The following is a 12,230-nucleotide window of genomic DNA, read 5'->3' on the forward strand; positions in this document are numbered from 1 at the left end:
AATAACATATAATTCGACAAATTATGCGCTTTATGATACAATAAGTCCTGCCTGATAACAGTGAAGAAAAGATGTGAGGAGGACTTAATCATGAAAAAATTCATCCATGAATTTAAAGAATTTATCAGCCGTGGCAATGTCATGGATATGGCAGTAGGTATCATTATCGGCGGTGCGTTTACCAGCATTGTATCTTCCTTTGTAGAAGATATTATCAACCCGATTCTAGGACTGTTCGGAGGAGTGAACTTCGATAAGTTATCATGGAATATTCTGGGCGAGGTTACCTTGAACTATGGAAAGTTCTTAACTGCTGTCATCAACTTTCTGATTATGGCACTTGTGCTTTTTATTATCATCAAGGCCATGAATAACGCGGCAGCAAGGTTCGTGCCTAAGAAAGAAGAAGAAGAGACTGTTACTACGAAAGTCTGTCCTTACTGCAAGAGTGAGATAGCTATTGATGCAACCAGATGTCCACACTGTACATCGGTGCTGGAAGAGATGAATCTGGATGATTAGTGGATTTCTTTCCATTGCCCCGGCTTCAACGCAGGGTCTAATATGATCTCGCCTATCGAGATACGCTTCAAGGCAAGGACGCAGCATCCAACTGCTTTCATCATCCGGCGAATCTGACGTTTCTTCCCTTCCGTTATCGTGATCTGCCCGAAGACAATCGGGTGGTCCGGGCGATTATGCGCGGATTTGGCCTGAACTTCAGGATGAAGGGAGGGAAGAACCTCAGCCAGGATACTGTTGCCGGTAACTTTCACTTTCGCCGGTGCTGTAAGCGTCGTAGCACCTGTTAAAAGAACGCCGTTCTGAAGCCGTTCAAGTTTTGCGTCATCCAAAGTTCCCATTGCAACAAATTCATACGTCTTTTCCACATGATGTGCAGGATGGATCAGTTGTTGGTTCCAATGCCCGTCATCCGTGATTAGAAGCAGTCCTTCTGTTTCGCGATCCAGACGTCCCACCGGAGACAATCTGTCATTCTGTAATTCTTTAAAATAATCCATCACCGTAGGATAGCAGTCATCTCTGTGAGCAGTAACGCATCCGTAGGGTTTGTGAAACATATAATAGTGCATCGAACCTTGCATCCCTTCCTGTTAAGATAGATAAAACGATAATACGAAACACCTCGAATTATGTAAAAAATTTGCGAACGCTTTTTCTGTATGTGAATCCGGAAATCCTGTACAATAGATCTAGGACAATATTATATTAGAATAAGATCAGCAGGAGGATTACAGCATGCGAGAAAAAGAATTAACAATCAGTACATGGATTCATCATATATCAACTCTTATCGGATTGTCTACAGGTATTTATTATCTGATAAAAAGAATGTCAACCAGAAGAACTTTGCCAGATAGATTTGTACCAGGAAGCAAGAAGCCGCTTCGAAGTTTCATATTGTTTGTATTTACCATGCTTCAATTCTGGGCAGGACTTAAGATCTTGAAGGATCTGTCAGAAGGAACATCAAGATTAAAAGAGCGTTGCAAAGACATACATAGACTAAGCAGCAACAGGCGAGAGGAACGCAGAATTCTCTGGGGAATGACCTTCCTGTCATCTATGTTCAAGATTGGTTTCGCGCATCTTCTGGCATAATATGCGTCCGTGCCGCATAGATTACTACAAACTCTATGAATGGCATCTCTATGGAATCGAAAAGACGCAGAGTAAGACAGGAAGATGAAAGCCGCTCTTTCAAAAATAAAATCGCAGAATTATCAGAACTGCCTAAAGATGTCGCAATGGGAATGCCCGTGCTAACGATCACCGGGCAGGCAGAACTATGTCTGGAGAATTACCGGGGCATCATTGAATATACGGATACGCTGATACGCATCCAGACAAAATCCGGGCAGATCCGAATTGCCGGGCAGAGACTTCAGGTTGTATATTATACCAATGATGAGATGAAAGTGAGTGGACATATTGTGTCCATTGAATATCAGCATTAAGGAGGTATCGCATTGCTGTTAAAAGTTATCAGATACATCAAAGGATATATCCGCATCCGGGTTACAGGCTATTCGACAGAGAGATTCCTGAATGCATGCAGTCATAAAGGGATTCTGCTATGGGGCTTGCAGCCGGTCGGGGGCGCCTATGAGATGAATATCTCTATTCAGGGATTCCGGCAGTTAAAACCGATCATCAGGAAGACAGGAACAAAAGTAACGATTGTGAGACGGTTCGGTCTTCCTTTTTTTTTACACAAATATCGCAGGCGCAAACTGTTCTTTGCAGGAGCATTTCTATGTGTGGCATTGATATTTCTGATGTCAAGATATATCTGGAATATTGATATTACAGGAAATCAGACTCGTACGGACGAGACACTGCTTGAGTTCCTTGAGTCTCAGGATGTAAAAAACGGAATGCCCAAATCACAGGTGGACTGTGCGCGAATCGTAAAGGATATTCGCAAAGAGTATGACGATATCATCTGGGTGTCTGCTTCGATCCAGGGCACTCGTCTGATGATCCAGGTAAAAGAGAATGAGGATTCGATTCCTGCTACTGATGAGGCGGCTCAGGAAACTGCTGATGAACAGAATTCCGTTCCAAAAGAACAGGCGACGGATATTGTTGCTGATCAGGATTGCATTGTGACAGAAATCATTCCTCGAAAAGGTATCCCTATGGTTAAGGAGGGAACTGAAGTGAAGAAGGGGGATGTCCTGATCTCCGGACAGGTTCCGGTTATGAATGATGCAGGAGAGACAATTACTTATCAGTATCATGAATCTGATGCTGATATCTTAGGTCAGACGACACTGGCATATCAGGATGAGATAGCGAATACTTATCTGGTGAAAGAATATTCAGAGGTGCATAAAGAGGAGTATTTTCTCCAGTTGGGACAGTATCGCATTCGGCTTGCTTCTATTAAGAATCCGTATGAGTCATGGGAGATGCATGGTGAATTCCATCAGTTACGGCTTGGCAAAGGTCTCTATCTTCCAATCTACTATGGAAAGAGAACCGTTTCTCCGTATAAGGCAACAAAAGAAAAATACACAAAAAAAGAACTTCAGCAGTTATTAAGCAGAAGTTTTCAGCGATATTGTGCGGATTTGGAGAAAAAAGGGGTAGAAATTATTCGGAATGATGTTAAAATATACACAGGGTCAGCGAAAGCCGAAGCAAAGGGAGATCTGACGGTTCTCATGCCAATCGGCACACAGGCCCCAGCGCAGTTACTGGAGATTCCGGTAAAAGAAGAACAAGATGAGACAGGAGAATAGCGAATGGGATTAATGGAAGCAGTCATTGGTATTCCGGCCGAGCATGAAAGCAATGTGTTCGGTCAGTTTGATGCTTATGCTAAGAAGATAGAGAGAACACTTCATGTCACCCTAATCGCCAGAGGAGAGAGCATGAAGATTATGGGAGATGCCGCTAACGTGGAGAAGGCGAAGCGGGTATTAGGCCAGCTGGTGGAATTATCCCGCAGAGGGAATACGATTCAGGAGCAGAATGTGGATTATACGCTTGCACTGGTGATGGAAGACAGCGAAGAGGGTGTGCTGGAAATTGACAAAGATATCATCTGCCATACCCTGCAAGGAAAACCGATCAAGCCCAAGACTCTGGGGCAGAAGAAGTATGTGGATGCCATTCGAAAGCAGATGATTACATTCGGACTCGGACCTGCCGGAACAGGTAAGACTTATCTTGCTATGGCGATGGCGATTACAGCATTCAAGAATAACGAGGTGGGAAGAATCATTTTGACAAGACCTGCTATTGAAGCAGGCGAGAAATTAGGATTCCTTCCGGGAGATCTGCAAAGTAAGATTGATCCCTACTTGCGTCCGTTATATGATGCCTTGTATCAGATTATGGGAGCGGAGAGTTTTCTTAAGAATTCTGAGAAGGGGCTGATCGAAGTTGCTCCCCTTGCTTATATGAGAGGACGGACATTGGATAATGCATTCATCATTCTGGATGAAGCCCAGAATACGACACCTGCACAGATGAAGATGTTCCTTACTCGAATTGGATTCGGCTCTAAGGTCGTGATTACAGGAGACGCTACGCAAAAGGACCTTCCGTCCGGACAGATCTCCGGTTTGGATGTGGCGACGAATGTAGTAAAGGATATTGAAGATATCAGCATCTGCCATCTGACCAGCAAGGACGTTGTGCGTCATCCGCTGGTGCAGAGAATCGTAAAGGCATATGAAGAATACGAGAATAAAGGAAGAAGCCGAAACAGAGAGAAAGGGAAAGAAACGAAGAATCGTGATAAGAGGAGAAGATCATGACACTGTATTTTGATGAAGAAGGGGAATTAACACTTCCTTTAAAATGTCAAAAGGTTGCCAAGCAGGTAGTAGAAGCAGCACTTGATTATGTAGAATGTCCTTATGAGGCAGAAGTGAATCTTCTGCTGACGATGAATGAACAGATCCATGAGATGAATCTGGAGTTCCGTGGAATTGACAGACCGACAGATGTATTGTCGTTTCCGATGGTAGAGTACCCTGAGCCTGGTACATTTGATTTTCTGGAAGAGCAGGAGGAATGTTTTCATCCGGAATCAGGCGAGTTGATGCTGGGAGATATTGTGATCTCTAAAGAGAAAGTGATCGCCCAGGCAGAAGAATATGGACATTCTATTTTGAGAGAATATGCTTTTTTAATCGCGCATTCTATGTTACACTTAACTGGTTACGACCATATGGAAGACAAAGAACGCCGGATTATGGAAGCAAAGCAGAATGAGATTATGAATCGATTGAATATTTTACGATAAGATGGAGTAGTTATGGCAGAACAACGAAAAAGAAAAGAGAAAAATTTTCTGGTCCAGGGATCTATCCTGGCAATCGCCGGAGTTATTACCAAGATTATTGGAGCGGTATACCGCATTCCCCTTACGAATATCGTGGGAACTGAAGGTATGGGATACTATAATGTGGCATTTTCAATCTATACGGTTGCGCTGATGCTGACTTCTTACAGTCTTCCTCTGGCGGTATCCAAACTGGTGTCAGCAAGGATTGCTGTCGGACAATACCGGAATGCTTATAAAGTATTTCGATGTGCTATGATGTTCGCGCTGCTTGCAGGAGGACTGGTATCCCTGATTATCTTCCTGGGAGCCGATTTTATCGCTACAACAGTTATGTCTATGGATATGAGTGTCTATGCGCTACGTGTTCTGGCGCCGTGTATTCTTGTGGTTGCACTGCTTGGAGTATTAAGGGGATTCTTCCAGGGGATAGGTTCTATGGTTCCTACGGCGATCTCCCAGGTGCTGGAGCAGGTTGTTAACGCAGTGGCATCTATTGTCGGTGCCTATCTTCTTCTCCAGGCTGGAAAGAATATCGCTGAGACCAGGGGTGACAAGTCTTACGGTGCGGCATATGCTGCTGCAGGCGGAACGATCGGTACGATTGCGGGTGCTTTCTTTGCACTGCTTACAGTTGCACTGATCTTCCTGGCTTACCGGAAGATATTCAAGCGCAAGATGAGAAGGGACAGAAGCCGTAAGAAAGAGAATTACAAACGGATCTATAAGGTGTTGTTCCTGACAATTGCGCCCGTAATCTTAAGTGCGACAGTATATAACATCAGTGACTTTCTGGATACCGCCATTTTCAACAACATTATGGCGGCACAAGGCTTCAAGAAGACAGAATATGCAAGCCTTATGGGTATCTTCGGAAGCCAGTATAATACATTGATCAATGTACCGCTGTCTGTGTCCAGTGCGTTGGCAGCCTCTCTGATTCCAAGTCTGGTTGCAACGGTACAGACTGGAAGCCGCAAACAGGTACATAATAAAATCAATACTGTTACAAGATTCAATATGATGATTGCGATTCCGTGTGCAGTAGGATTCATCGTACTGGCAAAACCAATTATGGATCTTCTATTTTTCACGGAGGATAATAAAACAGCTGCACTTATGCTGCAGATGGGTGCAATCTCCGTCGTGTTCTTCTGTCTGTCTACAGTGACCAATTCTGTACTTCAGGGATTGGATGATATGATGACTCCGGTAAAGAATGCGGCAATCTCACTGCTCATCCATACCATCTCATTATTCTTAATGATGGTAGTATTCAAATGGAATATTTATGCAGTTGTATTAAGCAAGATTGTATTTTCTGGCGCAATCTGCATATTGAATGCACATGCCCTCAGAGAACGAATCGGTTATGTGCAGGAGAAAAAACGAACCTTTGTCATTCCGATTATCGCATCTGCGATTATGGGTGCTGTTACGGTAGTGATTCATCTGCTATTTGAATTATTCGCAGGAGAGCGGATTGCAACAGTGATTTCATTATTCGTTGCTATGATTACATATGGTGTTACTATGGTACTGCTTGGCGGAATTACAGAAGAAGAGATGCTGGGTATGCCTAAAGGTGCAACACTTGTATCCATATGCAGAAAATTACGTTTGATAAGAGGAGAATACCACTAAAGATGAGACCAGTAAAAAAAGTGGCACTGCTTCATGATCTGTGTGGAGTAGGGAAGGCTGCACTTACGAATATGATGCCGATATTGAGTGTAATGGGAATTGAGTCGTGTCCGATTCCTACGATGCTTCTGTCGACCCATACCGGAGGATATGGTAAGCCGGCAACAGCCCATATACCGGGAGATTATATCCAGGCTTGTGCTGATCACTATAAGGAGCAGGGGATTCAGTTTGATGCAATCTTTATCGGCTATCTTGGACATGTAGATATCATAGAATCGGTAATCTATTTTATCTGTCAGTTTCCGGATACCAGGGTAATCCTTGACCCCATTATGGGAGACCACGGTAATTACTACAGTAACTTCGATGCTTCTTATGGAGAAGCCATGAGGAAACTGCTGCCATATGCAGATGTCATACTCCCGAATCTGACCGAATGTTACCTTCTTACAGGAAAAGAATACTTAATCACAGGGAACCACAGAAATGTATTGCATCTGTGCGAAGCGTTACGGGAATACGGTTCCTTTGACATGATTATCACAAGTGTTCCAAAGGATGATTGCAAGAAAGGGATTGTGCTTTATGAAGATGATTCCTTCCTCTATCTGGGCAACGGCGAAGTATTAGGCGAATATCATGGCACGGGAGATGCTTTCGACGGAATGTTCCTTGCCAAGTTCCTTCAGGGCTATTCTTTACTGGAAAGCGTACAGGCTTCTCATGCATTCGTATGTGCCTGTATCAAGGAGAGCCAGAATTATGACTATCCGGAAAGAGAAGGTCTTCTGATTGAGAAAACTTTGCGCAAACTTGTATAAATAAACAGATTTTAACCGATACTATACTAAAAAAGGAGTTGTCCTTATGAGAAATAAGTATGGTATCGGTTTTTTTGTAATCACAATTATTGCGATGATGCTTATAACAGGAGCATATCAGTTGAGTTTTCAGAAAGCAAAAGAACGCGCAGAGACAAAAGTCACAGAAGAGGAGCAGAATGCTGTAGCAGCGACCCCTGAACCAACGGTGGCGGCTGACGGCCAGGCGCTGAAAGATGATTGTTATTATCTGATGGAAGTGAATGGATATGTTGTTGTATATCTGAGTGATAAGACAACACCTTATGAATATACGAATATCCTGTATGATGAACTGCCGGCTTCTCTGAGGGATGAGATACGGAATGGGAAATATGTGGAAGACGCTTCGGAATTGTATGGGTTTTTGGAGAATTATTCAAGCTGAAAGAGGTGGACTTCTGGGAAGAGATAGTGTAAGATAGGTTACGGAATTAATCATAGAAAATGTGATGTGGAAGGACGAAAGAGATGGACGAGCGGAAAATTGCGAGAATTAATGAATTGTATCATAAGTCAAAAGCAGAAGGGCTGACTGCCGATGAGCAAAAGGAGCAGCAGATCTTGCGGCGGGAATATATTGATTCTTTTAAACGGAATCTTCGAGGTCAGTTGAATAATATCTCGATTAAAGAAAAGGATGGAAGTATTACGAATCTGGGGGAGAAATATGGAAACCAAAAAGGCAATTAGGCAGCAGGTGTATCGGGCGCGGAAGTGTATGGAGCATTCTGATTGGCAAGAAAAGACAGATCATATTGCATCTGCTGTAATATCGCATCCATTTTTTCTTGAAGCAACGGATCTCTATTCTTATGTTGATTATCAGAATGAAGCCGGAACACGAAAGATTATGGAGGAGGCCTGGAAACTTGGCAAACGTGTCTGGGTGCCGAAGGTAGTTGGCAAAACCATGCGTTTTGGATGTATTAACAGTTTTCAGGAATTAAGGCCCGGAGCACACGGGATTCTGGAGCCGGAGATACTTTCGGAGACCAGTGATTCAAAAGATACCCGGTGTAATCTTATGATTATGCCAGGAGTCGCTTTTGATTTAAATCGTGGCAGAGTCGGTTATGGCGGTGGTTATTATGATCGATATCTATCAGAGCATTCTGATATACATACTATAGCAATTGCGTTCGATTTCCAGATATTCCCGGAAGTTCCAGGGGAAATCCATGATATCAAACCGAAAGTGCTCATTACGGAGACAAGAGTGATTCAATAAAGGAGAGAAAACTCATGCTAACAGGATTACCAAATGATCCCATGCTATTGTTAAGCGTGGTCAATACAAAGATTCGTGATTACTATCATACTCTGGATGCATTGTGTGAGGATATGCATGTAGAGAAAGAGGAGATTATAAAACGCTTGAAAGAAATTGATTACGAATACGATGAATCCAGACAGCAGTTTGTCTGAAGGGGAATGTGACCATGAACCATTTGACAAAAAGACAGCCGATAGATAAAACTTTTTATAAAATGGTCTTTGCGATCATTTTTCCGATCATTCTTCAGAATATGGTCAATACGTTGGTCAGTTCTGTAGATGTCATCATGCTGGGCTATGTAGATCAAATATCGCTGACAGCCTCTTCGCTGGCAAACCAGCCTTATAATATCCTGAGTTTTATTTTTTACGGCGTATCATCAGGTTCCGCAATTCTTGCATCGCAGTACTGGGGAAAACGAGATCTGGTTACGGTAGAAAAGATCCTGGGAATCGCGCTTCGAATCTCTCTGATTTTTGCATTGGGATTTGCGTTTGTCGTATGCTTTTTTTCGGAAACTGTGATGCGCTTTTATACCAAGGATCCAGCGGTGATTGCAGCGGGGATGATCTACCTTAAGATTATCAGCATGACTTACATATTTTCAGCAGTTACGCAGATGTATCTGTGTGTACAGCGGTGTGTGGAACGTGTGCGGCTCAGTACAGTCGTCTTATCCATCAGCCTGATTCTGAACGTTGTATTGAATGCCTGCTTCATCTTTGGAATTGGATTTTTCCCAAGGATGGGTCTTACGGGTGTCGCAATTGCCACTTGCATTGCCCGGGCAGTAGAACTTGCTATCTGCCTGGTTGATTCGGCCAGAAACTGCCTGGCGAAAATCCGTATCTCATACTTATGGGCAAGAGAAAGGCTTTTGTTCCTTGATTTTATGAAATATTCACTTCCGGCGCTTGCCAATGATGTAGTGGCAAGCGTAGGATGGTCTATGTATTCGGTAATACTGGGGCATCTGGGAACAGATGTGGTGGCAGCCAATGCGATTGCCGTAGTAGCAAGAAATTGGGGCACGGTATTCTGCTTTGGCGCGGCCAGTGGATGTGCGATCATACTGGGGCGTACGCTTGGAGAGAACCAGTTGGAACTGGCAAAAGACTATGCCAAACGGTTTCTGAGGCTTTCTTTTTTGTTCGGGGCGTTCGGAGGAATCCTGATTCTGGTGTTACGTCCGTTTTTCCTGACGATGGGACATCTGGATGCAAAGGCAAAATGGTATCTCAGTATTATGCTGTTCATCAATGCATATTATGTGATCGGCATGGCGTTGAACAGTACCTGGATCGGGTCTGTATTCCGTTCCGGCGGTGACTCCAGATTTGGCTTTTTATGCGATGCGGTGACTCTGTGGTGCTGGGTCATTCCGATGGGGTTCATCCTGGCATTTTTCATAAAACTGCCGCCAATCTGGGTTTATCTGTTCCTGATGGGAGATGAATTCTACAAAATGCCGTTTATATACAGGCATTATAAAAGATACGGATGGCTGAAGAATATTACCAGAGAATAGGGTGTGCGAAGGAGGAATAAATATATGATGTTGGAAAATCAAAAAGATACAGAAACGTTGCGTCAGTATGACTTTATGGAAAAGGCACGTGGTTATGTAAAGAAAAAATCTGAAGAATTAGGGAGACCACTTACCTTCTGCGTAACAACCTTTGGTTGTCAGATGAACGCCAGAGACTCGGAGAAACTCCGGGGAATTCTGGAAAAAATCGGCTATGTGGAGGCAGAAGAAGAGAAGGCTGACTTTGTAATCTACAATACCTGTACCGTTCGTGAGAATGCCAATACCAGAGTATATGGACGCCTGGGACAGTTAAAACCTCGCAAGAAAAAGAACCCACATATGATGATCGGCCTCTGTGGCTGCATGATGCAGGAACCGGAAGTCGTGGAGAAGTTGAAGAAGAGTTATCATTTCATAGATATCATCTTTGGTACGCATAATATCTTCAAATTCGCAGAATTAATTGTTACACGCTTCGAATCAGAACGCATGGTCATTGATATTTGGAAGGATACGGATATGATTGTAGAAGATCTTCCGAACGAACGGAAGTATTTCTTTAAGTCCGGTGTCAATATTATGTTCGGCTGCAATAATTTCTGCAGCTATTGTATCGTGCCGTATGTAAGAGGGCGTGAAAGAAGCCGCAAGCCAGAGGCGATTATCCGTGAGATTGAAAGACTGGTTGCGGACGGAGTTGTAGAAGTCATGCTGCTTGGACAAAATGTGAATTCTTACGGCAAGACGTTGGATACGCCGATGACCTTCGCCCAGTTACTCCGCGAGATTGAAAAGATCAAAGGGCTTGAGAGAATCCGCTTTATGACCTCGCATCCGAAGGATCTGTCTGATGAATTGATTGAAGTCATGGGGCAGTCTAAGAAGATCTGCAAGCACCTGCATCTCCCGGTTCAGTCCGGAAGTTCCAGAATACTGAAAGAGATGAACCGCAGATATACAAAAGAGCAGTATCTGACACTGGTAGAGAAGATTCGAAAAGCAGTACCTGACATCTCCCTTACAACGGATATCATCGTAGGATTCCCGGGCGAGACGGAAGAAGATTTTCAGGAGACATTGGATATCGTAAGAAAGGTTCGCTATGACAGTGCTTTCACCTTCATCTACTCCAAGAGAACCGGAACACCTGCCGCCGTTATGGAAGATCAAGTGCCGGAAGATGTCATCAAAGACCGTTTTGACAGACTTCTTTCAGAAGTGCAGACCATAGCCTCTGAAGTATGTTCAGTTCATGAAGGAACCGCACAGACCGTTCTGGTAGAATCTGTAAGCGATCATGACAGTTCCATGGTGACAGGACGCCTGAGCAATAACCTGCTGGTACATTTTGAAGGCAGTCAGGAATTGATTGGACAGTTGGTCGATGTGCATCTGACAGAATGCAAGGGGTTCTATTATCTGGGAAGCCTTGCAGATTAAAAAATGACAAGAAAAGCAGAGTTTTGAAGTCAAAGATCCCGATGCAAGCATCGGGGTCTTTGACCCACGCGGCAGTCGCCAAATGGACATGCCAGCATGTCCGCTTGGCTCGTTGCTTGCGGGAATAAATACCACCCATATTATAATCCCAAAACGCTCACACTATGTATAGATAACACAAGTGAGGGCGTTTTTTCATGAAAAAATTGAGTGAATATTTATTTTTATGGACACTTGGAGGGTGTCTTTACTATTCTTTTGAAATATTTTTCCGTGGATTTTCCCACTGGTCCATGTTCGTGTTAGGTGGAATCTGCCTTGTATTCATCACATTCCAAGGTCAGATGGTCCACTGGGAAGACCCATTATGGCGCCAGATTCTCCGCTGCATCACCTTCGTAACCGCCATGGAATTCATCACCGGAATCATAGTAAACAAATGGCTCCATCTGGCTGTATGGGACTACACCAACCAACCCTTCCAGCTATTTGGCCAGATCTGCCTCCCCTTCATCATCATATTCTCAGGTCTCTGCACTCTGGGAATCTTCCTGGGCGGCTACCTAACCTACTGGCTCTACGGCGAAGAAAAACCCCACTACCACGTACTATAACCATTAAGTCCCATACGCATAAACAACATTATTATCC

16 protein-coding genes are annotated in these 12,230 nt (G+C 43.7%); 15 read left to right on the forward strand and 1 reads right to left on the reverse strand.

Annotated elements, in window-relative coordinates; all coding sequences use genetic code 11:
- Window positions 1-90: 90 nt before the first annotated feature.
- Window positions 91-522, forward strand: a complete 432-nt coding sequence (gene mscL / locus ACQRBN_RS16930) for a large conductance mechanosensitive channel protein MscL (RefSeq protein ID WP_427740259.1) — start codon at window positions 91-93, stop codon at window positions 520-522.
- Here mscL and ACQRBN_RS16935 read toward each other — a convergent pair.
- A complete protein-coding gene (locus ACQRBN_RS16935) occupies window positions 519-1,094 on the reverse strand; it encodes a pseudouridine synthase (RefSeq protein ID WP_427740260.1) in 576 nt (191 codons plus the stop codon). The two genes, mscL and ACQRBN_RS16935, sit on opposite strands and share 4 nt — an antisense overlap.
- A gap of 166 nt (window positions 1,095-1,260) precedes the next feature.
- On the opposite strand from ACQRBN_RS16935, the gene ACQRBN_RS16940 reads away from it, so the two are divergent.
- The 14 genes from ACQRBN_RS16940 (at window position 1,261) to ACQRBN_RS17005 (ending at window position 12,193) form a co-directional block, all read left to right on the forward strand.
- Window positions 1,261-1,623: a hypothetical protein gene (locus ACQRBN_RS16940; protein ID WP_427740261.1), complete on the forward strand. Its 363-nt coding sequence runs from the start codon at window positions 1,261-1,263 to the stop codon at window positions 1,621-1,623.
- Between the two features lie 50 nt (window positions 1,624-1,673).
- Window positions 1,674-1,979: a YabP/YqfC family sporulation protein gene (locus ACQRBN_RS16945; protein ID WP_427740262.1), complete on the forward strand. Its 306-nt coding sequence runs from the start codon at window positions 1,674-1,676 to the stop codon at window positions 1,977-1,979.
- A gap of 12 nt (window positions 1,980-1,991) precedes the next feature.
- Entirely contained in the window at window positions 1,992-3,269 is a 1,278-nt protein-coding gene (locus tag ACQRBN_RS16950; protein WP_427740263.1) for a sporulation protein YqfD, read from the forward strand.
- A 3-nt stretch (window positions 3,270-3,272) separates the two neighbouring features.
- Complete coding sequence (locus tag ACQRBN_RS16955) at window positions 3,273-4,292, forward strand: PhoH family protein (RefSeq protein WP_427740264.1); 1,020 nt, start codon at window positions 3,273-3,275, stop codon at window positions 4,290-4,292.
- Window positions 4,289-4,783 (forward strand): rRNA maturation RNase YbeY, encoded by a 495-nt coding sequence (gene ybeY, locus ACQRBN_RS16960; protein ID WP_427740265.1) that lies wholly within the window; start codon window positions 4,289-4,291, stop codon window positions 4,781-4,783. The genes ACQRBN_RS16955 and ybeY overlap by 4 nt, the downstream gene beginning before the upstream one ends.
- Before the next feature lie 12 nt (window positions 4,784-4,795).
- Complete coding sequence (locus ACQRBN_RS16965; protein ID WP_427740266.1) at window positions 4,796-6,466, forward strand: putative polysaccharide biosynthesis protein; 1,671 nt, start codon at window positions 4,796-4,798, stop codon at window positions 6,464-6,466.
- A 2-nt stretch (window positions 6,467-6,468) separates the two neighbouring features.
- On the forward strand, window positions 6,469-7,290 hold the full coding sequence (locus ACQRBN_RS16970) for a pyridoxamine kinase (protein ID WP_427740267.1): 822 nt from the start codon (window positions 6,469-6,471) through the stop codon (window positions 7,288-7,290).
- A 46-nt stretch (window positions 7,291-7,336) separates the two neighbouring features.
- Window positions 7,337-7,717, forward strand: a complete 381-nt coding sequence (locus ACQRBN_RS16975) for a hypothetical protein (RefSeq protein ID WP_427740268.1) — start codon at window positions 7,337-7,339, stop codon at window positions 7,715-7,717.
- Between the two features lie 83 nt (window positions 7,718-7,800).
- A complete protein-coding gene (locus ACQRBN_RS16980) occupies window positions 7,801-8,022 on the forward strand; it encodes a DUF896 domain-containing protein (RefSeq protein ID WP_427740269.1) in 222 nt (73 codons plus the stop codon).
- A complete protein-coding gene (locus ACQRBN_RS16985; protein ID WP_427740270.1) occupies window positions 8,000-8,560 on the forward strand; it encodes a 5-formyltetrahydrofolate cyclo-ligase in 561 nt (186 codons plus the stop codon). The genes ACQRBN_RS16980 and ACQRBN_RS16985 overlap by 23 nt, the downstream gene beginning before the upstream one ends.
- Before the next feature lie 14 nt (window positions 8,561-8,574).
- Window positions 8,575-8,757, forward strand: a complete 183-nt coding sequence (locus tag ACQRBN_RS16990) for a DUF4250 domain-containing protein (RefSeq protein ID WP_427740271.1) — start codon at window positions 8,575-8,577, stop codon at window positions 8,755-8,757.
- Window positions 8,758-8,771: 14 nt separating this feature from the next.
- Complete coding sequence (locus ACQRBN_RS16995) at window positions 8,772-10,136, forward strand: MATE family efflux transporter (protein WP_427740273.1); 1,365 nt, start codon at window positions 8,772-8,774, stop codon at window positions 10,134-10,136.
- Window positions 10,137-10,160: 24 nt separating this feature from the next.
- A complete protein-coding gene (gene miaB / locus ACQRBN_RS17000) occupies window positions 10,161-11,579 on the forward strand; it encodes a tRNA (N6-isopentenyl adenosine(37)-C2)-methylthiotransferase MiaB (RefSeq protein WP_427740274.1) in 1,419 nt (472 codons plus the stop codon).
- A 197-nt stretch (window positions 11,580-11,776) separates the two neighbouring features.
- Window positions 11,777-12,193 carry a putative ABC transporter permease gene (locus ACQRBN_RS17005; RefSeq protein ID WP_427740275.1) on the forward strand — a complete coding sequence of 139 codons (417 nt, stop codon included), beginning with the start codon at window positions 11,777-11,779 and terminating at the stop codon, window positions 12,191-12,193.
- Window positions 12,194-12,230: the final 37 nt, after the last annotated feature.

This window comes from Bariatricus sp. SGI.154, assembly GCF_050313795.1.
Classification (GTDB): domain Bacteria; phylum Bacillota; class Clostridia; order Lachnospirales; family Lachnospiraceae; genus CAMBRQ01.

Excerpts from the sequence above, each read along its gene's own strand:
- ACQRBN_RS16955 (WP_427740264.1), top strand. The coding sequence starts at position 3,273 with ATGGGATTAATGGAAGCAGTCATTGGTATTCCGGCCGAGCATGAAAGC.
- ACQRBN_RS16940 (WP_427740261.1), top strand. The coding sequence starts at position 1,261 with ATGCGAGAAAAAGAATTAACAATCAGTACATGGATTCATCATATATCA.
- ACQRBN_RS16980 (WP_427740269.1), top strand. The coding sequence starts at position 7,801 with ATGGACGAGCGGAAAATTGCGAGAATTAATGAATTGTATCATAAGTCA.
- ACQRBN_RS16935 (WP_427740260.1), bottom strand. The coding sequence starts at position 1,094 with ATGCACTATTATATGTTTCACAAACCCTACGGATGCGTTACTGCTCAC.
- miaB (WP_427740274.1), top strand. The coding sequence starts at position 10,161 with ATGATGTTGGAAAATCAAAAAGATACAGAAACGTTGCGTCAGTATGAC.
- ACQRBN_RS16970 (WP_427740267.1), top strand. The coding sequence starts at position 6,469 with ATGAGACCAGTAAAAAAAGTGGCACTGCTTCATGATCTGTGTGGAGTA.
- ACQRBN_RS16995 (WP_427740273.1), top strand. The coding sequence starts at position 8,772 with ATGAACCATTTGACAAAAAGACAGCCGATAGATAAAACTTTTTATAAA.
- ACQRBN_RS16990 (WP_427740271.1), top strand. The coding sequence starts at position 8,575 with ATGCTAACAGGATTACCAAATGATCCCATGCTATTGTTAAGCGTGGTC.
- ybeY (WP_427740265.1), top strand. The coding sequence starts at position 4,289 with ATGACACTGTATTTTGATGAAGAAGGGGAATTAACACTTCCTTTAAAA.
- mscL (WP_427740259.1), top strand. The coding sequence starts at position 91 with ATGAAAAAATTCATCCATGAATTTAAAGAATTTATCAGCCGTGGCAAT.
- ACQRBN_RS16945 (WP_427740262.1), top strand. The coding sequence starts at position 1,674 with ATGGAATCGAAAAGACGCAGAGTAAGACAGGAAGATGAAAGCCGCTCT.
- ACQRBN_RS16975 (WP_427740268.1), top strand. The coding sequence starts at position 7,337 with ATGAGAAATAAGTATGGTATCGGTTTTTTTGTAATCACAATTATTGCG.
- ACQRBN_RS16965 (WP_427740266.1), top strand. The coding sequence starts at position 4,796 with ATGGCAGAACAACGAAAAAGAAAAGAGAAAAATTTTCTGGTCCAGGGA.
- ACQRBN_RS17005 (WP_427740275.1), top strand. The coding sequence starts at position 11,777 with ATGAAAAAATTGAGTGAATATTTATTTTTATGGACACTTGGAGGGTGT.
- ACQRBN_RS16985 (WP_427740270.1), top strand. The coding sequence starts at position 8,000 with ATGGAAACCAAAAAGGCAATTAGGCAGCAGGTGTATCGGGCGCGGAAG.